This window comes from Polaromonas sp. P1_E11 (genome assembly GCF_056405995.1).
In genome coordinates, this window is the sequence record NZ_JBFUBA010000002.1 from 275736 (window position 1) to 295860 (window position 20125).

Genomic DNA, 20125 nt, shown 5'->3' on the forward strand with positions numbered 1-20125 from the left:
GCGGTGGCTATCAAGCCTTGAGCTTGAGCAGCTGCATCACTAGCTGTGTGGTCTTGGTATCAAAGTCGATAAAGTTGGTGAGGTCGGCCCCGGACAGCCAGGACTGCTCCCAATAACTTTCCTTGAGCGTTTTTTTCCACAGCTCGTAGGCCAGCGACGCCTTGATGCCTTCAACCATCTCCGACTGGCGCGCGGGCGTGACGCCCTGGCCGGTGAAGACGGCCCGCCAGTTCGCCATGTCCAGGTCCAGCCCCTGCTCCCGCACGGACCGCACACCGTAGCTTGTCTTCTTGGATGACACACCCACCGCGCGCAGCTTGCCGCTCGCCAGTTCTGCGCTGAAGGTGCCGTATCCGGAAACACCGGCCACCGCCTTGCCGGCCAATACCGCATCCACCAGCTCAAAATTGCGGGCAAAGGGCAGGTACACCGGGTCTTCAGGGCGGCTACCGGCCGACTTGGCCAGCAGGCCGGCAAACACGTGGTCCACACCCCCAACAGAACCAATCGCCATGGGCGTCAGCTTGGGGCTGGTACGCAGGCGCTCGGCCAGTTCGTTGACGGTCTTGATGGGCGAGTTGCCGGCGACCACCACCACCAGGTAGTCGCTGGTCAGGCGGGCCACCGGGCGGAGCCGGGTCAGGTCCACGGCTGGTTTTTGCAAAGCCACTGCGCCGACCAGGTTGCTGTCGCCCATGAAAAGCGCATTGGGATCGGAGCCGTACTTGCCGGCATACCAGGCCAGCCCTGTGGTGCCGCCGTGCCCCTCCTTGTTTTCGTATTCAATCTCGTCGCTCAGGCCCAGACCGACCAAGGCATCGCCGAGGGCACGGCCCGCTTCATCCAGCGTGCTGCGCGAGGCGGCTGGTATGACGATGCGCAACCTGGGCGCAAGCTTGCCCTTCACGGCAGCCTGTGCCCACAAGGGTGCAGGGACAACGCCGGCGGCAGCTGCGCCCAGGCAGGAGAGCCCACCGAGAAAAATACGTCGTCGAACAGTCGGCATGAGATTCTCCAGCGGTGGTGGCATGTATCAGGCAACAGGCCGGCATTTTGCCGGCTTCCCCAACAGGTACAGCACTTTCCATGCCATCCATCAGATGGACGCCGGAGAAAGAAAAGGGGTGACCTACGCGGTCGCTCCTTCCGAAAACCCTGCCGCAGAGCGTCAGGCTTTGAGCTTGAGCAGGTGCACCATGACTCGCGAGGTCGTCAGGTCAAAGTCAATGAAGCTGGCAAAACCGGGCCCCGAGAGCAGTGAAGAGTCCCAGTGGTTCTGCTTCAGTGTTTTTTGCCAGGACTCATACCCTGCGGCGGCTTTCACCGCTTCGACCATTTCGGCCTGGCGGGCGGGTGCCACGTTTTGGCCGGTAAACACGCCACGCCAGTTGGCCATGTCCACATCGAGCCCCTGCTCGCGAATCGAGGGAATGCCAAAAACCGTGCGCTTGGACGACACGCCAACGGCACGCAATTTTCCGCTGGCGAGTTCATCGCTGAACTCGCTGTAGCCCGATATGCCGGCCACTGCCTTGCCACCCAGCACAGCCTGCACCACCTCGGCACCGCCGGCGAAAGGCAAATACACCAGTTCTTCCGGTTTGCTTTGCGAGGCTCGGGTCAATACCCCTGCAAACACGTGGTCCACACCACCGGCCGATCCGCCGGCGATCGGCACGTCTTTGGGGTTGGTGCGCAGCCGGCTGGCAAGATCGGCAACGGTACGGATCGGCGAGCTGGCAGCCACCACCACCACGAGGTAGTCACTGGTCAGGCGGGCTATCGGCTGGATGCGAGTCATGTCGACCGCAGGTTTTTGCAAGGCAACCGCGCCCACCATGACCATACCGCCCATCAACAGGGTATTGGGATCGTTGCCGTATTTTTCGGCGTAATAAGCCAGGCCGATGGTGCCGCCCTTGCCGCCCTTGTTTTCGTATTCGATCTCGTCAGCGGCGCCGACACCCAGCAAGGCCGTACCCAGCGCACGGCCGGTCTGGTCCCAGCCCCCGCCGGCATTGGCCGGTATCACAATGCGCAGTTTCGAAGTTAGTTTGGCGGCCTTACCTTTTGGAGAAGCGACAGCTGCCGGCGCCTTGGCGGATTGCGCCAAGGCGGGGAATGTACTGCCCAATGTGGTCAGGCCCAACCCGGCGAGCCCACCCAATGCGGTGCGTCGTTTGATGTTCAGCATGTCATCTCCTTTTAGTAATAAAACTCAACTTGCAGGTTTTTTCGCCTTCCAGTATTTAGCCATACGCGGAAGCACCAGCACCGCCACCACAATCACGACCAGCGTGATCGACATGGGGCGCTGAAAAAACACGGCGGGGCTGCCTTCGCCGATTGACATGGCATTGCGCAATTGAGCCTCAGCCAGCGGGCCAAGGATCATGCCCACCACCACAGGGGCAGTCGGAAAGTCAAAGCGGCGCATCAGCACACCGAGCAGGCCGATGGCGTACAGCAAAAAGAGGTCGAATGCACTTTGCCGCATGCCGTATGCGCCCACCGTCGCAAAAATCAGGATGCCCGCGTACAGCTGCGGTTTGGGAATTTTCAGCAGCTTGACCCACAGGCCCACCATGGGCAGGTTCAGCACCAGCAGCATCACGTTGCCGATGTACAGCGAAGCGATTAGTGCCCACACCAGGGCAGCCGAGGTGGTAAACAGCTGCGGGCCGGGCTGGATACCGTAGTTCTGGAACGCGCCCAGCAAGATCGCCGTGGTGTTGGAGGTCGGGATGCCCAATGTGAGCAGCGGGATCAGCGCAGCCGTCACCGTCGCATTGTTGGCAGCCTCGGGACCGGCAACTCCCTCGATAGCGCCTTTGGTGCCGAACTCCGCACTGTGCGGTTGGTTTTGCGCCAGCTTCTTTTCCGTTGCATAGCTCAGGAAAGTAGGGATCTCGGTGCCGCCCGCCGGGATACACCCGAAGGGCGTGCCGATGGCCGTGCCACGCAACCAGGCGGGGATCGACCGTTTCCAGTCCGCCTTGGTCATGTGCACGCGGCTGAGCTTGTTCTGCTCTTCCACCATGCGGCCTTCATACAGCACTGCATAAAGCACTTCGGCAACCGCAAAGAGGCCCACGGCCACCAGCACGATTTCAATGCCGTCAAGCAGCTCCGGAATGCCGCCGGTATAGCGGCCCTGGCCGGAGATCTGGTCCAGCCCCACACAGCCGGCGGCCAGACCGACCAGCAGCGCAGTCATGCCGCGCAGCGTGCTTTTGCCGAGCACCGCACTCACCGTGGTGAAGGCCAGAAGCATCAAGAGGAAGTATTCCGGCGGACCCAGCTTGACTGCGAACTCGGCCACAAAAGGGGCGAACAGAGTGACGATAACAGTGGCAATCGTGCCTGCAACAAACGAGCCGATAGCAGCCGTGGCCAGCGCGGCGCCCGCGCGCCCGCTCTTGGCCATCTTGTTGCCCTCCATGGCGGTGACCATGCTGGCGGTTTCGCCCGGCGTGTTCAGCAGGATGGAGGTGGTCGAGCCGCCGTACATCGCACCGTAGTAAATCCCCGAGAAAAAAATCATTGAAGCGGTGATGTCGACCTTGGCGGTGATGGGCAGCAGCATGGCCACTGCTACCGCAGGGCCGATGCCGGGGAGCACACCTACCGCTGTGCCGAGGGCGCAACCCACCAGGCACCAGAGCAAATTCACCGGTGTGATCGCTGTCGCGAAACCCGCCATCAGGGCATTAAAAATGTCCATATCAGATCCACCCCGTTGATGTCAGGCCTGGCAGATTGATCGCCAGGAATTTCGTGAACATCCAGAACACCGGTGCGGAAATCGCGAAACCCACCCCAAAATCGGTGACCCAGGTCAGCGGCGCATTGACGCTTGTCTGGCCACCCGCACGGCGCAGGCCTTGCACAGCCAGCAAGTAACACAGCGTGCAGCTCAGGATAAAACCGATGGTGGTAATGAGGGCGGCATTGAGCAACAAGCCCGCCGAGACCCATATAAAACCCGGCCAGTAGGCTTGCGCCGCACCGGAAGGCAGGTCCAGGTCCCGGAAGCCGCCGCTCTGCGCTTCCCAGATGATGAAGGCGCCACAAATGGCGAGGCCCACCGACACCACCCAGGGCAGGAAGTTGGGGCCTACACCGCCATAACCGGCCTCGGACGAAATGCTGATCGCGCCAAAGGCCAGCGCCAGGCCGGTCAGCAGCACACCGGCCCCGACCAGAGTTTGCGGCCAGACGGCCGAGGGATCTGAAGTTGTCATCGTTATAGTTCCCGAAAGGCGGGGAAGGTTGGGCCAGACATGAGCAGTCTGGGGGCACGCGGGCCTTTCGTCAAATTTTCATCAAATTTGACGGAACCGCGTGCCGCTGATACGCGAAAGCGCGGGAGGCGTAAAAACGCGGAAGATCAGACCATGCCGGACTTGACCATCGTGGCGCGCAGCGCCGCAAAGTCGTCGTCCACGAACTTGGCAAATGCCTCGCCCGTCAGGACTGCGGGAGTCCAGTCGTTCTTCTTGACGGCTTCGGCCCAGGCCGGCGACTTGAGCGCGGCCAGCACCATGTCGGTCAGGGCCTTGCGCTGTGCGTCCGTGATGCCGGGGGCACCGTAGACCCCGCGCCAGTTGCCGATTTCGACGTCAATGCCCTGCTCCTTGAGTGTCGGCACATCCACACCGGGCAGGCGCTTGCCCGAGGTCACGGCAATGGCCTTCATCTTGCCGGCCTTGATGTACTCGGCAAATTCGCTGTAGCCGCTGCCGCCCACTGTGACGTTGCCGCCCAGGATGGCCGCCGTGGCTTCACCGCCGCCACGGAAAGCCACATAGTTGATCTTCGAGGGGTCGGCGCCGACCTTCTGCGCGATCATCGCAGCCGCGATGTGCTCGGTGGAGCCGCGCGAACCGCCGCCCCACTTCACGCTGCCGGGGTCCTTCTTGAGCTGTTCGACCACGTCCTTCATGGACTTGAATGGCGAGTTGGCAGGCAGCACAAACACGTTGTATTCGCTGGACAGACGTGCAATCGGGGTGGCTTGCGACAGGCTGACCGGCGGCTTGCCGGTGATCAATCCGCCGAGCATGACGGCGCCCATCACCATCAGTGCGTTGGGGTCGCCCTTGGATCCGTTGACGAACTGGGCCAGGCCCAATGCGCCGGCGGCGCCGCCCTTGTTGTCATAGGTCACGGTATCGGCGGCCTTGGAGTCCGTCAGGGCTTTGCCCAGGGCACGGCCCGTGGTGTCCCATCCGCCGCCGGGATTGGCGGGAATCATCATCTTGACGTTGGCGGCGGCAAAAGCCGGCAGGGGCAAGGCGCCTGCAGCCGCCATGGCTGCCAGGGATTTAAGAAAGGTATCGCGACGCATGAATGTCTCCTTGAAAATAGGATTGTGAAATTGTTGAGCTTGCCGGGCTGGCGAAGGCATCCAGCCGATCACGGGCTTATCATGCGCTTCGTTTCTGTCAAACGGCTGTCCGCAAGTATTGGGGAAAGTGCTAATGTCCAGCTCATGCTGCCCCCCATGAAATTGTTACTGATCGAAGATGATGCGTCGATGCAGGCCGCGCTGCAGCGGGCCCTGGGCCGGCGCGGCATGGAGGTTTTCAGTTGCACCGACGGGCGCCTGGCGCTGGCGCAATGGACGGACACACAGCCCGATGTGGTGGTGCTGGACCTCAGCCTTCCCGGCATGGACGGCTTGCAGGTGCTCGAGCAGGCGCGTCTCAAGGGTCTTGCCGCGCCGGTGCTGATCCTGACCGCTCGCGGCACGGTAGGCGACCGCATCATGGGCCTCAATACCGGGGCCGACGACTACCTGCCCAAACCCTTTGACCTGGACGAACTGGAAGCACGTCTGCGCGCCCTGAGCCGGCGGCGTGCGGCAACCGCCCTTCCCCCGGAAAATGATGCCGGCGCACAAATCGTGGGCGAGTTGCGCTATGAAAAAGACAGCGGGGCCATCTACCACCGCGACCAGGTGCTGGAACTGACTCCCCGTGAACTGGCGCTGCTGCAGGCCCTGATCGCCAAACCCGGCCATGCCGTGTCAAAAGAGCGCTTGTTCGAGCTGGTGTTTCCCGGCGAGGCGGACGTGCAATACGAGGCGGTGGAAGTGGTGGTGTACCGCCTGCGCAAGAAACTGGCGCAAACCGGTGTCACCCTGGTCACGCTGCGCGGCCTGGGATATTTGTTGAAAGTGGATGCATGAGCTCCCCGCAGCCGCGACAGGACATCCAGGCAGTTCCCCCCGCAGCACCCGAAACAACACCAGGCGCAGGCGCCATCTCCCTGCGCAGATACCTGCTCATCGGCATTCTTTTGCCGGTGGGCCTGCTGGTCGTGGCCAACACCTTCAGCCTGTACCAGCAGGCATTGGGCGCGGTGAACACGGCTTATGACCGTACGCTGCTGGCTTCTGCCAAATCCATCGGCGAGCAGCTCGATGTGACGGGCTACGACGAGCAATCCGAGCTGCGCGTCACGGTGCCCTACGCAGCGCTGGAAGCTTTTGAGGCTGACAACCAGAGCCGGCTTTTTTACCGGGTGTCCAGTCTGGGCGGCAGCCTGGTGTCTGGTTTTTCGGAGTTGCCGTTCTGGCACGGGCGCATCCCGGCACGGCCGCCGTATTCGGCACTGGTGGACTTTTACGACGACGTTTTCATGGGCGACGATGTGCGGGTCGCGGTTCTGCTCCAGCCCGTGGCCAGTGCAAAAGGCCGCGCCATGGCGGTGATTCAGGTAGCCGAAACCCTGGAACTGCGCAAAACACTGGCCCGCAAAATCCTGTTCGACACACTATGGCGCCAGGCCCTGCTGCTGGCGGTGATCGCCCTGGTGGCGGTCGTCGTGGTGCAGCGCGCCACCCGGCCCGTACGGCGCCTCAGCGCCGAGCTGCAGGCCCGTCCCGAAGGCGACCTGACGGCAATTACCGCGCCCGATGCACCCCGTGAACTGCTGCCGCTGGTGGAGGCCACCAACGAGGTCATGGGCCGGTTGCAGCATCTGCTGGACAACCAGAAGCGCTTCGTACGCGACGCAGCGCACCAGCTGCGTACACCGCTGGCCGTACTCAAAGTGCAGGTGCAATCCGCGCTGCGCGGCGACATGGATGCGCGTGACGCGCTGGCAGAAATCAACCAGACGGTGGACCGCGCTACCGTCCTGGCCAACCAGATGCTGGCGCTGGCCAAGGTGGAGCAATTGCGCCAGCAGGCCGACCTGCAGGCCATCGACCTGGCGCAGGTGGTGCGCTCGGTGGCGCTGGACCTTTCGCCCCTGATCGCCGAGAAAGACATTGATTTCGAGATTGAAACCGTGCCTGCGCGCGTCACATCGCACGAATGGATGCTGGGCGAACTCACGCGCAACCTGCTGCACAACGCCATCAAGCACACGCCGGCCGGCGGCACGCTGGCGGTGCGCATTGTGCGCGACGCCCGGGTGGTCGCCATGACCATCAGCGACAGCGGGCCGGGCGTATCGGCGGAGTTGTCGGCGCGGCTCTACCAGCCTTTTTCCGCAGGCAACGTGCGCCACGGCTCCGGCCTGGGCCTGGCCATTTGCCGCGAGATCACCGAAACCATGCATGGCAGCATTTCGCTGGAAAACCGCGTCGTGCACGGCCGCGTGACGGGCCTGGACGCCACGGTTCGCCTGCCCACGACGTGAGAACCTGTTCACGATCCAAACGCGGCGCCATCCTACACATCGCCCCATGCCTTGGTACAGAATAGGCCCCAATGGACAAATTGCGAATCGACAAGTGGCTGTGGGCCGCCCGCTTCTACAAGACCCGCGCGCTGGCCGTGGAAGAAATTGACAAGGGCCGCGTACGCATCAACGGCATCGAAGCCAAGCCCGCGCGTGAAGTCAAATCCGGCGACACCGTGACACTGCGACAGGGCCCCTACACCCGTACCCTGATGGTGCGCGGCATCAGCAAGCAGCGCGGCGCAGCGCCGGTGGCCCAGCAGCTCTACGAAGAAACCGAAGAAAGCCTGCGCCTCAAAGCCGAGGCCGCCGAGCAGCGCCGGGTAGCCGCCGATCCGGCTGGCAGCCTGGAGCATGGGCGCCCCACCAAACGCGACCGCCGCACGCTCGACAAGGCATGGGACAACCGCTGGAGCGCGTCAGCCGATTGAGGGCTGGGAAGCTGCCCGTTTTTGCTATCATTTTGGTAGCCGCTCGCGCAAGTTTCAATTGGGCTAGAGGCCGATTTCATTCAAAAATGGGCTGTTTGAGCCATGCAGGTGGGTAATGAACGCTCAGGCATACGCCCGCTGCGCCAGCGCCCGCGCCAGCAGGGCCGCCGGGTCCACCAGCTCAAGTGAATCCCTTCCAGGCACCGCGCTGAGTGCCAGCGGAATCTCGGTGCAGCCCAGAACCAGCACTGAAAGGCCGTGCCGCCCGGCAAGCGCGCTGGCCACGCCCGCAAAACACTCACGCGCCAAAGCCATGTTGCCGGCTTTCACGCCTTCATAAATGCCTCGCATCAGGCGCTCACGCTCTTCCACGGAAGGAATGTGGCATTGCAGCCCCGCCTGGCGCAAGGCCTGGTCGTAGAGGCCCGCCCGGTACGTACCCTCGGTCGCCAGCAAACCTACTTGCCCTACCCCACGGCCGGCCAGGTTTTGCGCGACCTCACGCGCCACGTGCAGCACTTCAAGCTGTGGAAAGCGCTCCTGCAGCTCGGCGTGCCACGCATGGGCCGTGTTGCACGCCACCGCGACGGTGGTGGCACCTAACGCTGCGAGTTTCCCCATCGCTTGCAACATGGGATCCAGGGGCTGATGGCCACCGGGCCCCGGTGAACCCAGCGCGTTGCTGCGGTCCGGCACCGGCACCTGTGCCAGCCAGTGCTCGGGAAATGCCTGGTCAGACACGGGAATCTGCAGCGACCGCATGTGATCCGCGCACGCCTGGACAAACAGCCGCGCAAAGTCCGCGCCGGCCGCCGGGCCCATGCCGCCCAGGATGCCGACCACACGAGCTCGGTGCAGGGCCTGTCTTTCAGTGCTGCTCATGGCTCAAGCTCCAAAACAAAATTCAAGGCGCGCACCCACCCACTGGCGCCAAAGGCTCCGGGTTGGGGATTTCAGGGGGAGAGAAGCTGCGGACCCGATCGGGCGCGGCAGCTGTGAAAGCAGGGCGGGGAGCGGCGCGCAGGCGCTCCCCGTCTGGTGCTTACATGGCCGGCTTGTCGCTCAGCGCCTTGAGGTTGGCCTTCAGCTCTTCGCTCATCGGCAGGTTCAGGTTCACGCCCTTTGGTGGGATGGGTGAAGTGAACCACTTGGCGTACATCTTGGCAAAGTCGCCGGACTTGATCAGGCGGATGATCGTGCCGTCCACCAGCTTCTTGAACTCAGGGTCGTCCTTGCGAAGCATGCAGGCATAGGGCTCCACCTGCAGGGAATCGCCTACGACTTCCAGGGACGCAGGATTCTTGGAGTTGGCCATCAGACCGAACAGCAGGATGTCGTCCATGGCGAAGGCCAGGGCGCGATCATTTTCAACCAGCAGCAGCGAATCGTCATGGTCTTTGCCCAGGATGAGCTGCATGTCGAGCTTTTTGTCGGCGCTGTACTTGCGGATCACCTGCGCGTTGGTGGTGCCGGTCGTGCTGGCCACCGTCTTTTTGGCCAGGTCGGCGTAGTTCTTGATGCCGGATGACTTTTTGACCAGCAGGCGGGTGCCGGTATAGAAGTGATTGATGGCAAATGCCACATCCTTGCCGCGTGCAGTGTTGTTGGTGGTAGAGCCGCACTCGAGGTCGTAGGTGCCGTTGACCAGCAAGGGGATGCGGTTTTGCGAAGTCACGGGCATGTAGGCGACTTCGAGATTCGGCTTTTTCACCTTCTTGCGAATGTCGTCAATGATGGCTTCTGTCAGTTCTGCCGAAAAACCCACCGAGGTTTTGGACCCGATCAGGTAGCTGAAAGGCACCGAAGCCTCGCGATAGGACACGGTGATCTTGTTGCTGTCGGCGATCTTTTTCAGCGTCGGCACCGTTTGCGCGCCGGCGGTGGTGGCCAGGCCGGCTGTCAGCAGCACGGCGGTCATGAGGAGAGTGAATTTCATGCTTGTCCTTTCGGGGGGCGGTGGGTTGGCGTTTCGGGAAACTGGCATCGCTAGTGTAGGAACAGCAGCGTGTGGCGTGTCATTCATTTTCGCGGCAAACCCATGACCAAAACTCATGGTTTACCCAGAATCCCTTCTGCCACCCTTCGCAGGAGGGCATAACCACACGTCATGACCCTCGCGCATTCAGCATTGTTCAAACCTGTACCCACTGCGTAAAGTGGCGCTCTTTCAGGGAACAAAGAGGCTTCTATGCATGTGTGTGTGCTCGGCGCAGGAATCGTGGGACTGGCAACCGCCTACAGCTTGCGGCGGGCCGGCCACGAGGTGACAGTGGTGGACCGCGCCAGCCCCGGCAGCGGCGCCAGCGGCGGCAACGGCGCACAACTGAGCTACTCTTACGTGCAGCCGCTGGCAGATCCCGCCATCTGGCGGCAGCTTCCCAAACTGCTGCTGTCGCCCTCCTCCCCGTTGAAGCTGCGACCTCGCCTGGATGTGCGCCAGTGGTTGTGGGGCGCGCAGTTTCTGGCGGCCTGCAACGGCAAGACCTCACGCAACACCACCAGCCATTTGCTGTCGCTGGCGGCGCTCAGCCGCCAGTCTTTCGACGCGATGATGACCGAAGAAAAACTGGATTGCGACTTCTCGGCCACGGGCAAGCTGGTGCTGTACGCTGGCGACGCTGCGTTCGCCGCAGCGCGCCGGCAGATGTTGCTGCAACGTGAACTGGGCAGTACCCAGGAGGCGGTCAGCGCCGACCGCTGCGTGGAGATCGAGCCCGCGCTGAAAAACCGCCACGGGCACATCGCCGGCGCCATTTACACACCGGGCGAGTGTGCTGCCGACTGCCAGAAAACCTGCGATGGTCTGTTCACCGTGCTGCGCCGCGAGGGCGTGCGCTTCCTGCTGGACACGCCCGTGGAACAGCTCGTGGTGCGCGGCAACCTGGTTGCAGCTGTTGCCACACCCCAAGGCCATCTCGAAGCCGACCGTTATGTGATGGCGATGGGCGCCGGGTCTGCGCGCATGGCGCGCACCTTGGGTGTGCACCTTCCGGTGTACCCGCTGAAGGGTTACAGCATCACGGTGGATGTCACGCCTGGTGATCGCGCAGCACCGCAGGTGAGCGTGACCGACAGCGCCCGCAAGGTGGTGTTCGCCCGCATCGGCTCGCGCCTGCGGGTGGCGGGCATGGCCGAGCTCTCGGGTTACAACACCACCGTCGACCCGGCGCAGATTGCTTCGCTGAAAGCGTCGACCCAAACAGTGTTTCCGGATTGCAGCAACTTTGAAACCCTCAGCCCCTGGGCCGGCATGCGCCCCGCGACCCCCACAGGCCTGCCGGTCATTGGCGCACACGCGAAAGGTCCGGCCAACCTGTTGTTCAACACCGGCCATGGCGCCCTGGGCTTCACCCTGGCGTTCGGCTCTGCGCAGCGCATCAGCCGCATGCTGGAGCGCTGACCTTCAGTTTTGCGCAGCGCAAGCGGTTAGGCGCGCTGCGTCAGGGCTTGCTGGAAGCATTTCACAAAAGACCGCACGATTACCGAGCCGGGCTTGCCTGCGGGCAACAGCGCATTGATGGGCACCGGGATCAAGGGTTCCAGCTCCAGCAGGTCCACACGCGTCAGGTCGGCGGACGCCGCTGTGCACGTGTCAATCACCGCAATGCCCAGCCCGTGGTGAGCCAGCGCCAGCGCCGAATGGTAGGTCTGCACGGTGATATGGAATTCGAGGCCCACCCCTGCCTCGCGGCAGGCCTGGTTGAGGCTGCGGCCCACCGGGTCCATCACATCAAGCCCGACGACCGGTACCTTGGTGAGGTCTTCAAGCGTGACACTGCCACGCTTGACCAGGCGCGCAGGCAGCATGCCCTTGGGCGCAACGCACACCATGCGGCCGTCGGCCAGGTGTTCCTGTGCCAGCGCCGAATGCGCTGCCGGGCTGAAAAGGAAACCGACATCCCCCTCCTGCAGCGCCAGTGCCGAGATAATTTGCGGCGAATGCAACGCCCGCACGGTAATGGCCACATCGGCATGCTTGACCCGAAAGAGCTTGATCGCGTGGGGCAGGATTTCGTAGCTGAGCGCCAGCACCGTCAGGATGCGGAGTTCCCTGGCGCTTTCGCCGGTTTTCAAGTTGGCCGCCAGGCGCTGCACTTCATCGAGCTGGGCAAACAGCCGCTCGATGTGCGGGTACAGCGTCAACGCCTCGGAGGTCGGCGTCAGCCGGCCCTTGCTGCGCTGGAAGAGGGCAAAACCCAGCTGCAGTTCGGCATGCTGCAGGATGCGGCTGACGGCGGGCTGGGTGACATTGATCAGGCGGGCCGCCCCGCTGACGCTGCCGGTGAGCATGACCGCGTTGAAGACTTCGATGTGGCGCAGGCGCATGGGTGGTTCCGTGGTGCGTGTTCAGGCGGGATGGTGCAGGCTCAGCACAGCAATTATCGTGCGCAGCATGTGCGGGTGATCCAGTCACGGAAAACGCCCATGGCCCCCGTCACGCGCCGGGATTTGAGCCGGGTCAACCAGTAACTGCCGTTTTCAATTTCCAGTGGAAACGGCCTTGCCAGGCGCCCTTCCTGCAACTCCCGCACAAACAGGTTCACCGGGAGCAAGGCAACGCCGGCGCCCTGCGCGGCAGCTTCCGCCATGGTCAGGGACGAATCAAACACCACCCCCCTGACCACCGGGCAGTCCACACCGGCCAGGGCAAACCAGCTCACCCATTCATCGGACCGGTAAGAACGCAGCAGCACCTCACCGGCCAGGTCCGCAGGTTCGCGCAGACGGGAAGCCGTTGCAGGTGAGCAGACGGGCGACAGCGGCGAGGGAAAAAGCAGGTCGGCTTCGGTGCCGTGCCATGCGCCGTCGCCAAAGCGTATGGCGTAGTCCAGGCCCTCGCCGGCCAGGTCCACGCGGTTGTTGTTGGTGAACAACCTGAAGTCAACAAAAGGGTGTGCTTGCTGGAACGCCGCCAGGCGGGGAATCAGCCAGCCCACGGCAAAAGTGCCGACAGCCCCGACGCTCAGCACTTCCCGAAAACGGCCATCGCGGAATTGCTCCAGCAACGCGCCGATGCGGCCGAACGATTCCGATAGCGCGGGCAACAGCGCCTGGCCCTCATCGGTCAGGGCTAGGCCGCGCGGAAGCCGCCGGAACAGTGGGACACCCATGCGCTCTTCCAGGTTCTTGACGTGCTGGCTGATCGCGGTTTGCGTGACGTTCAGCTCGTCGGCGGCCCGTGTAAAGCTCAGGTGGCGTGCGGATACCTCAAAGGCGCGCAAGGCATTCAGGGGAAGGTGCATGGTTCAAGCCCAAGATTTACTTATGAGTTCCCTTGATTATTGCCGTTTGCCGAAATTGCAGCCCTTCAATATCGTTACCGTTTTCATACCAACTCGAGAGTAAAAATGATGCAGAGACGACAATTTACCGGCGCACTGGGAAGCTTCATGGCGGCGGGCATGGTTTCAGCTCATGCCCAGAATTTATGGGGTATGAGCGGCGCACCGCAAGCCGCCGATTCAAGTTCGGTCATCGGACGGCTCAAAGCCCTTGAACGGGAAAGCGGCGGCCGGCTCGGTGTTGCCATCCTCAACACCGGTACCGGCGTGCAGCATGGACACCGCGCGGCGGAACGCTTCCCCATGTGCAGCACCTTCAAGCTGCTGGCCGCTGCGCTGGTGCTGCACCGGGTAGACACCGGAAAGGAACGGCTGGACCGCCTGCTGCCTGTTGACGGCGCGGCACTGGTTTCCCATTCACCGGTCACCGGGCCAAGAGCCGGTGGCAGCATGTCGCTCGCGGAGTTGTGCGAAGCCACTATCACCGTCAGCGACAACACGGCCGCCAACCTGATGCTGGCCAGCTTCGGCGGGCCCAAGGGCCTGACCGACTACGCGCGCTCGCTCGGTGACCGCATGACACGACTGGATCGCATTGAAACCGCGCTGAATGAAGCCACGCCCGGCGATCCACGCGACACCACTACGCCTGCCGCCATGCTGGGCACCGTGCAAAAAATCGTGCTGGGCAATGCGCTGTCAGACACCTCGCGCCAGCAGATGCGCCAGTGGCTGATCGCCAGCAAGACATCCGACCGGCGATTGCGCGCCCTGCTGCCGCGGGACTGCCTGGTTGGAGACAAGACGGGTACAGGCGCCAATGGCACCACCAACGACATCGGCGTTTTGTGGCCTGCGGGATGCGCGCCTGTGGTGATCACGGTGTATTTGACCAAGAGCCCAAAGCCCCTGGAGGAACGCGAGGCCATCGTGGCAAAGGCCGGTCAATTGGCGGCTTCTTTGGCCACGCCGGCTTGAGAACACGAGACAACAAAGTTGGCCGCCTCCGGGCGGCTTTTTGCGTTGCGGGGAAACACATTCTCAAACGGCAAAGCTGTCACCAAGGTAAAGAGGTCGGGCACGAGAGCCTGCAATCTATTGCCGGGGTTTGGCGCTTAACAAAAACGTTGGTTTTCGACGAATTTTCTATTGCAATTGATGAAATTATTGAAAACGAAATGCCGTATTAACTAGAGATTGGTTACAACAGAGATAGAAAAATGTAATACTAAAGATCGATAATCAGGAGATTCCTAGAAGAGTTCACATACAACATGAAAATAAACCCGCAGGTAGTGATCGATGAACTTATCGACCACCTCACTGCCCTCGTTCTTCACACGCCTGAGATTGAGAAATTACGGCAGCGAGGAAAAGAGGACAGGTTCAGCCGGGCTGGTTATCAACTCCTTGGGGCACTTCCCGACGGTCAGGACAAGCTCGACTTTATCTGTGAAATCACACTTCAGGCGGAGAAGCAGCGCAGCTCATTCCTTGTAAAAGTACTCGGCCAGGCAAGCCGTGACGGTTCTCACTGGAAAATCACCGAAATCTATGACGTGGAAGTCGAGCTGGCGGGTGGTGGTCCTCCTGTGCCGTAGCAAAGAAATTGACGGCCATATTTGCGAGGTCGCTGATTGATTTTCATGCCCTGCCGGCATGGGACGCAACATGCGTACCGCAAACCTCTCGAGAGCGGGTTCTCGGCACCAGGAATACATAGCGAATAGACGAACGCAGATAGTTTCCTGCGAGACAACCACGGGGCTTTCCGCGCCGAATCAGGGGACCGCCTGGATCCTTGAGAAAAACACGAGCATGAGGTCCGTGAACGCGTCTTTCGGTATGGCGTCTTTTCGATGGGCATCCAGCTCGGCGATATGCTCAAGCTCCAGGGGAAGTGCTTCGAGCGCTGCCATGGAAATGTCTTTGAAGATGCGTTCCTTTGTCGTCGTGATGTAGACGATCCGGCAATTGTGGTGCCGTCTGTCGGTCGCGATGCTCACATATTTCTGAAGCACCGTCTGCTCGGGGCCTTCGAGTATTTGGGCAAACACCCCGCCGCCATAAACCAGCAGGCCCGTGATGCCCAGGGGCGGGTTGTTTTTCCCCGCGCTCTTCAAAACGCCATTGACCGCATCCTCGTTGATGCCGTCCGCAGCGTCGCTGATGTAGAACAGTCTGATCATGAGGCAATGTCCTTGAGTTGAACTTCATCATGCTGAACCGCGCTCCACCGTACGAAGAAGCTGGAGCGTTTCAGCATACGACGAAGCCCCGCCCAAAGTAAAGAAAAAGACGCCGTTGAGCAGGTTCGGTCATCATCCGGCAGGTGCAGCCTCAGCCAGACGCAAAAAAGCCGCCCGAAGGCGGCTTTTTATACTGGCGGAAACGGAGGGATTCGAACCCTCGATGAGGCTCTACACCCCATACTCCCTTAGCAGGGGAGCACCTTCGGCCACTCGGTCACGTTTCCAATAAATCGATTATCTCACGACTTCCCGGCCATTTTCAGGCGGTGGGCTGGTCCAGGTCAAAAGCCTTGTGCAGGGCCCGCACGGCGAGTTCCATGTATTTCTCGTCGATGACGACCGAGGTTTTGATTTCGCTGGTGGAAATCATCTGGATGTTGATGCCCTCTTCGCTCAGCACGCGGAACATCTTGCTGGCGATGCCCACGTGGCTGCGCATGCCGATGCCGACGATGCTGACCTTGCAGATCTTGGCGTCGCCGGTGACTTCCTGCGCGCCCAGCTTGGGCACCACCTGGGTTTTCAGCAGGTCGATGGCTTTGGAGTAATCGTTGCGGTGAACCGTAAAGCTGAAGTCGGTCTTGCCGTCCTTGCTCACGTTCTGGATGATCACGTCGACTTCGATATTGGCGTCGGCCACGGCGCCCAGGATCTGGTACGCGATACCAGGGGTGTCGGGTACGCCGAGCACGGAAATTTTGGCTTCATCGCGGTTGAAAGCGATGCCCGATACGATGGCTTGTTCCATGTTTTCGTCTTCCTCAAAGCTGATCAAAGTGCCTGACTTGGCTTCTTCGTTGATGTCGATGTCCCATTCGGTGAAGCTGGACAGCACGCGCAGCGGCACCTTGTATTTGCCGGCAAATTCCACCGAGCGAATCTGCAGCACCTTGGAGCCCATGGAGGCCATTTCCAGCATCTCTTCAAAGCTCACGGTATGCAGGCGGCGCGCCTCGGGCACCACGCGCGGGTCGGTGGTGTAGACGCCGTCGACGTCGGTGTAAATCAGGCATTCGTGCGCCTTGAGCGCCGCGGCAATGGCCACGGCCGAAGTGTCGGAGCCGCCGCGGCCCAGCGTGGTGACGTTGCCGGCCTCGTCCACCCCTTGAAAGCCGGTGATGATGACAACTTTTCCGGCGTCCAGGTCTGCACGCACACGCACGTCGTCGATCGACTCGATGCGGGCCTTGGTGTAGGCGTTGTTGGTCTTGATGGTGACTTGCCAGCCGGCGTAGCTCACGGCCGGCATGCCTTCGGCCTGCAAGGCAATGGCCAGCAGCGCGCTGGAGGCCTGCTCGCCGGTAGCGGCCAGCGCATCGAGCTCGCGGCCATAAGCATCGCTTGTCCTGGCGGGCGCCAGTTCTTTGGCCAGGCCGAGCAAACGGTTGGTTTCGCCGCTCATGGCACTGGGAACGACCACCATCTGGTGGCCGGCCCGCGCCCATTTGGCCACGCGTTTGGCGACATTGCGGATGCGCTCGGTAGAGCCCATCGACGTGCCGCCGTATTTATGAACGATCAATGCCATTGCAGGATGTCAATCAGGAGTTGTTGCGGATTTCTTGCCGGGAACCTGTGTAAAAGCGCCCGTTTGAGGGCTTTTAACGGCGATTTCGCGCCAGCAAAGCCTTCAATTATACCTAGGGACTACTACCTGGTTAGCTCGCCTTGTCCCCTGCAGCCGCATAGTTCAGCACCGCGCCAACGCGCGTGACATGCCCGGTCGCCACCTTGAGGTGGATCTGGTGCCCGCGTGTGGTGCAAGCGGCGACTTGCAGGAGCAGTTGGTCGAGCTGTGCTGCGCTGGGGGTGGCTTGCTGCAGCATCAGCCAATAGCGCAGCACATTGGCCTGCCGCGGCTGTGACAGGGATTGCAGGGATTTGATCACCGGGGGGGTTCCCACGGCAGCCAGGTCTTGCTGTGCCACCTCGACCAGCAACCCGTGCGCCTGGGCCGCGTGGCGCGCGCTGCGTGCAAAGGTCTCTCGAAACTGCGGAAAGGTTTGTGCCAACGCAGGCAGCAGGCGGGCCCGGATGCGGTTGCGCGTGAACTGCTCGTCGGTGTTGGTCGGGTCTTCCACCCAGGTGATGCCGCGCGTCACCAGCCAATCGCGCAGCAATGCCCCGGGCACCGTCAGCAGCGGACGGTAATAGGTCATGCCGTCACGCTCCCATCGCGCCGGCATGGCGGCCAGCCCAGGCAGCCCCGCGCCGCGCGACAGCGCCAACAGCATGGTCTCCACCTGGTCATCGGCATGCTGGGCAATTGCTATGTTTTTAATAGCTGCTTGCGCAGACCCTTCCTGGGCTGCAGCCTTAAACGCCGCATAACGCGCCTTGCGTGCCGCATCTTCCGGGCTCTCGCCGGAGGCGTGGCGGGCATCCACACGCCGGACAATGAGCGGGACTTTGAACTGCGCACACAGGGCAACGCAGTGCCGCTCAAACTCATCAGCCGCCGCCTGCAGGCCGTGATGGATATGGATGGCATGCACCTGCCCCGGCCAATTCTCGGCGCAGGCTACCAGCAACGCGACAGAATCGGCACCGCCGCTGAGCGCAACGGCCAGCGGGAAAGCAGGTTGAAATTGGGAAATCGCCGCGGCGACAGCGATCGCGGCGCTGCCACTCTCGGCCTCAACACCATGGGGTTGCGCATGGTGGCGGACCATCGTCTTGTCGCTCCAGCTTGTGCCGGGGCGCCTTACTTGCCGGCGTCGGCCTTGGTGTCGGTGAAGCGGCCGTAGCTTTGCAGGCGTTCGTAGCGGCGGTCCAGCAGCTCCTTGACCTTCAGGTCGCTGACCTGGCGGAAGGCGTCGTTGAGGGCGCGCTTCAGAAATGCGGCCATCTGCTTGTGGTCGCGGTGGGCGCCGCCCACGGGCTCATTCACGATCTTGTCGATCACGCCCAGGGCCTTGAGCCTGTGCGCGGTGATGCCCAAAGCTTCTGCGGCTTCCTGGGCCTTGTCGGAGGTTTTCCAGAGGATGGACGCGCAGCCTTCGGGGCTGATGACGGAGTAGATCGAATACTGCAGCATGACCACCTGGTCGGCCACTGAAATGGCCAGTGCGCCGCCGGAGCCGCCTTCGCCGATGATGGTGGTGATGATGGGCACCTCGAGCTGCGCCATCTCGAAAATGTTGCGACCGATGGCCTCGGACTGGCCGCGCTCTTCGGCGTCGATGCCGGGGTAGGCGCCGGGGGTATCGACAAAGGTGAACACCGGCAGCTTGAACTTCTCGGCGGTTTTCATCAGGCGCAGGGCCTTGCGGTAGCCCTCGGGCTTGCTCATGCCGAAGTTGCGCAGGCCACGCTCCTTGGTGTCGCGGCCCTTCTGGTGGCCCAGCACCATACAGGCAGTGCCGTTGAAGCGGGCCAGGCCGCCCACGATGGACAGGTCGTCGGCAAAATGCCGGTCGCCGTGCAGCTCCACAAAATCCGTGAAGATTTCGTTGACGTAGTCCAGGGTGTAGGGACGTTCCGCGTGGCGGGCGATCTTGGTGATCTGCCAGGGCGTCAGGTCACTGTAGATGTCTTTGGTGAGTTGCTGGCTCTTTTTAGCCAGCTGGTCGATTTCTTCAGAGATATCGACAGCCGACTCGGTCTGTACGTAGCGCAGTTCTTCAATTTTTCCTTCAAGCTCCGCAATCGGTTGCTCGAAATCGAGGAAGGTCTTCTTCGCCATGTGCTGCTCCTCAGGGCTTCATGAAACTTAAATTTGCTCGGTACCCGTGGGGGTACCCAGAACCGGTAATGGGTCCAGAGAGCGCCAAATATACCAAGTTGCCACGCTGCAGTAAGGCGACCAGGCGGCAGCCACCTCTCGCGCGTCGCTTCGGCTGACGGATTCACCCGAAAAGTAATTCTGGCTGATGCCGGTGATCAGCCCCACATCGTCCAGCGGCAGGACATTGGGGCGCATCAGGTAAAAAATCAAAAACATCTCGGCCGTCCAGCGGCCGATGCCGCGGATGGCCACCAATTCTTCAATGATGGCTTCATCGTCCATCGCCGCCCAGTCCTTGACGTGGACGGTGCCGGCATCAAAGTGGATCGCCAGGTCCACCAGGTATTCGACCTTGCGGGCGCTCAACCCGGCAGCGCGCATGTCGTCAACTTTGAGGCGCAGCACGTTGGCAGGCGTCACTTTTTTCGGCAATGCCGAAAATTTGGCCCAAACACTTTGTGCCGCCTTGACCGAAATTTGCTGGCCCACGATGCTGCGCGCCAGCGTGCCAAAGGCATCGCCGCGGGTTTGCAGGCAGGCGTCGCCGAACAGGGGAATCAGCCGCTTCATCACACGGTCTTTTTTGACCAGGTGCCTGCAGGCATCGGCCCAATACTCGGGCACCGTGGTGGCCGGCTCGGCAACGTCGGCCAGCTCGGCGCTGGCCGGGCCGCTTTTCACTATCTTTTTCATAGCTGCTTGCGCCGGTCCTTATTGGCCTGGAGGCCGAAAAGGCTT

20 protein-coding genes and 1 tRNA gene are annotated in these 20125 nt (G+C 61.9%); 6 read left to right on the forward strand and 15 right to left on the reverse strand.

Annotated elements, in window-relative coordinates; translation table 11 throughout:
* Positions 1-10 precede the first annotated feature (10 nt).
* The 5 genes from AC1D11_RS08760 to AC1D11_RS08780 form a co-directional block, all read right to left on the reverse strand.
* A complete protein-coding gene (locus tag AC1D11_RS08760) occupies positions 11-1006 on the reverse strand; it encodes a tripartite tricarboxylate transporter substrate-binding protein (RefSeq protein WP_477647664.1) in 996 nt (331 codons plus the stop codon).
* A gap of 162 nt (positions 1007-1168) precedes the next feature.
* Entirely contained in the window at positions 1169-2194 is a 1026-nt protein-coding gene (locus AC1D11_RS08765) for a Bug family tripartite tricarboxylate transporter substrate binding protein (protein WP_477647665.1), read from the reverse strand.
* Positions 2195-2218: 24 nt separating this feature from the next.
* The gene (locus AC1D11_RS08770) at positions 2219-3724 is read right to left on the reverse strand and encodes a tripartite tricarboxylate transporter permease (RefSeq protein WP_477647666.1); all 1506 of its coding nucleotides are present in this window, start codon (positions 3722-3724) and stop codon (positions 2219-2221) included.
* Position 3725: 1 nt separating this feature from the next.
* On the reverse strand, positions 3726-4244 hold the full coding sequence (locus AC1D11_RS08775) for a tripartite tricarboxylate transporter TctB family protein (RefSeq protein ID WP_477647667.1): 519 nt from the start codon (positions 4242-4244) through the stop codon (positions 3726-3728).
* A gap of 146 nt (positions 4245-4390) precedes the next feature.
* On the reverse strand, positions 4391-5350 hold the full coding sequence (locus tag AC1D11_RS08780) for a Bug family tripartite tricarboxylate transporter substrate binding protein (RefSeq protein WP_457280283.1): 960 nt from the start codon (positions 5348-5350) through the stop codon (positions 4391-4393).
* 156 nt (positions 5351-5506) lie between these two features.
* Between AC1D11_RS08780 and AC1D11_RS08785 the strand changes: the two genes are divergently transcribed.
* The 3 genes from AC1D11_RS08785 to AC1D11_RS08795 all read left to right on the forward strand — a co-directional run bounded on the left by AC1D11_RS08785 (position 5507) and on the right by AC1D11_RS08795 (position 8126).
* Positions 5507-6193 carry a response regulator gene (locus AC1D11_RS08785; RefSeq protein WP_477647668.1) on the forward strand — a complete coding sequence of 229 codons (687 nt, stop codon included), beginning with the start codon at positions 5507-5509 and terminating at the stop codon, positions 6191-6193.
* Positions 6190-7653 (forward strand): sensor histidine kinase, encoded by a 1464-nt coding sequence (locus AC1D11_RS08790; RefSeq protein WP_477647669.1) that lies wholly within the window; start codon positions 6190-6192, stop codon positions 7651-7653. The genes AC1D11_RS08785 and AC1D11_RS08790 overlap by 4 nt, the downstream gene beginning before the upstream one ends.
* Before the next feature lie 71 nt (positions 7654-7724).
* Positions 7725-8126 carry an RNA-binding S4 domain-containing protein gene (locus AC1D11_RS08795; RefSeq protein WP_477647670.1) on the forward strand — a complete coding sequence of 134 codons (402 nt, stop codon included), beginning with the start codon at positions 7725-7727 and terminating at the stop codon, positions 8124-8126.
* A gap of 123 nt (positions 8127-8249) precedes the next feature.
* On the opposite strand, the gene AC1D11_RS08800 is transcribed toward AC1D11_RS08795, so the two are convergent.
* Entirely contained in the window at positions 8250-9008 is a 759-nt protein-coding gene (locus AC1D11_RS08800) for an aspartate/glutamate racemase family protein (protein ID WP_477647671.1), read from the reverse strand.
* Between the two features lie 160 nt (positions 9009-9168).
* Complete coding sequence (locus AC1D11_RS08805; protein ID WP_477647672.1) at positions 9169-10062, reverse strand: transporter substrate-binding domain-containing protein; 894 nt, start codon at positions 10060-10062, stop codon at positions 9169-9171.
* Between the two features lie 252 nt (positions 10063-10314).
* On the opposite strand from AC1D11_RS08805, the gene AC1D11_RS08810 reads away from it, so the two are divergent.
* Entirely contained in the window at positions 10315-11526 is a 1212-nt protein-coding gene (locus AC1D11_RS08810; protein ID WP_477647673.1) for a D-amino acid dehydrogenase, read from the forward strand.
* Positions 11527-11552: 26 nt separating this feature from the next.
* On the opposite strand, the gene AC1D11_RS08815 is transcribed toward AC1D11_RS08810, so the two are convergent.
* Together AC1D11_RS08815 and AC1D11_RS08820 are read right to left on the reverse strand one after the other, a co-directional pair.
* Positions 11553-12452: a LysR family transcriptional regulator gene (locus tag AC1D11_RS08815; protein ID WP_477647674.1), complete on the reverse strand. Its 900-nt coding sequence runs from the start codon at positions 12450-12452 to the stop codon at positions 11553-11555.
* Positions 12453-12505: 53 nt separating this feature from the next.
* Positions 12506-13369 carry a LysR substrate-binding domain-containing protein gene (locus AC1D11_RS08820; protein ID WP_477647675.1) on the reverse strand — a complete coding sequence of 288 codons (864 nt, stop codon included), beginning with the start codon at positions 13367-13369 and terminating at the stop codon, positions 12506-12508.
* Between the two features lie 108 nt (positions 13370-13477).
* Between AC1D11_RS08820 and bla the strand changes: the two genes are divergently transcribed.
* Together bla and AC1D11_RS08830 are read left to right on the forward strand one after the other, a co-directional pair.
* Positions 13478-14386 (forward strand): class A beta-lactamase, encoded by a 909-nt coding sequence (gene bla, locus AC1D11_RS08825; protein ID WP_477647676.1) that lies wholly within the window; start codon positions 13478-13480, stop codon positions 14384-14386.
* A gap of 296 nt (positions 14387-14682) precedes the next feature.
* Positions 14683-15009 (forward strand): hypothetical protein, encoded by a 327-nt coding sequence (locus tag AC1D11_RS08830; protein WP_477647677.1) that lies wholly within the window; start codon positions 14683-14685, stop codon positions 15007-15009.
* A 180-nt stretch (positions 15010-15189) separates the two neighbouring features.
* Here the strand turns inward: AC1D11_RS08830 and AC1D11_RS08835 are convergent, their stop codons facing one another.
* From AC1D11_RS08835 to AC1D11_RS08860, 6 genes are all read right to left on the reverse strand, one after another.
* Positions 15190-15597: a BLUF domain-containing protein gene (locus tag AC1D11_RS08835; protein ID WP_477647678.1), complete on the reverse strand. Its 408-nt coding sequence runs from the start codon at positions 15595-15597 to the stop codon at positions 15190-15192.
* A 194-nt stretch (positions 15598-15791) separates the two neighbouring features.
* Positions 15792-15884, reverse strand: a tRNA-Ser gene (locus AC1D11_RS08840).
* 35 nt (positions 15885-15919) lie between these two features.
* Positions 15920-17188, reverse strand: coding sequence for an aspartate kinase (locus AC1D11_RS08845; protein WP_477647679.1), 1269 nt, complete (start codon positions 17186-17188; stop codon positions 15920-15922).
* A 130-nt stretch (positions 17189-17318) separates the two neighbouring features.
* The gene (gene tilS / locus AC1D11_RS08850; protein WP_477647680.1) at positions 17319-18332 is read right to left on the reverse strand and encodes a tRNA lysidine(34) synthetase TilS; all 1014 of its coding nucleotides are present in this window, start codon (positions 18330-18332) and stop codon (positions 17319-17321) included.
* Positions 18333-18364: 32 nt separating this feature from the next.
* On the reverse strand, positions 18365-19345 hold the full coding sequence (locus AC1D11_RS08855) for an acetyl-CoA carboxylase carboxyltransferase subunit alpha (protein ID WP_092131429.1): 981 nt from the start codon (positions 19343-19345) through the stop codon (positions 18365-18367).
* A gap of 27 nt (positions 19346-19372) precedes the next feature.
* A complete protein-coding gene (locus AC1D11_RS08860; RefSeq protein ID WP_477647681.1) occupies positions 19373-20080 on the reverse strand; it encodes a DNA-3-methyladenine glycosylase family protein in 708 nt (235 codons plus the stop codon).
* Positions 20081-20125 lie beyond the last annotated feature (45 nt).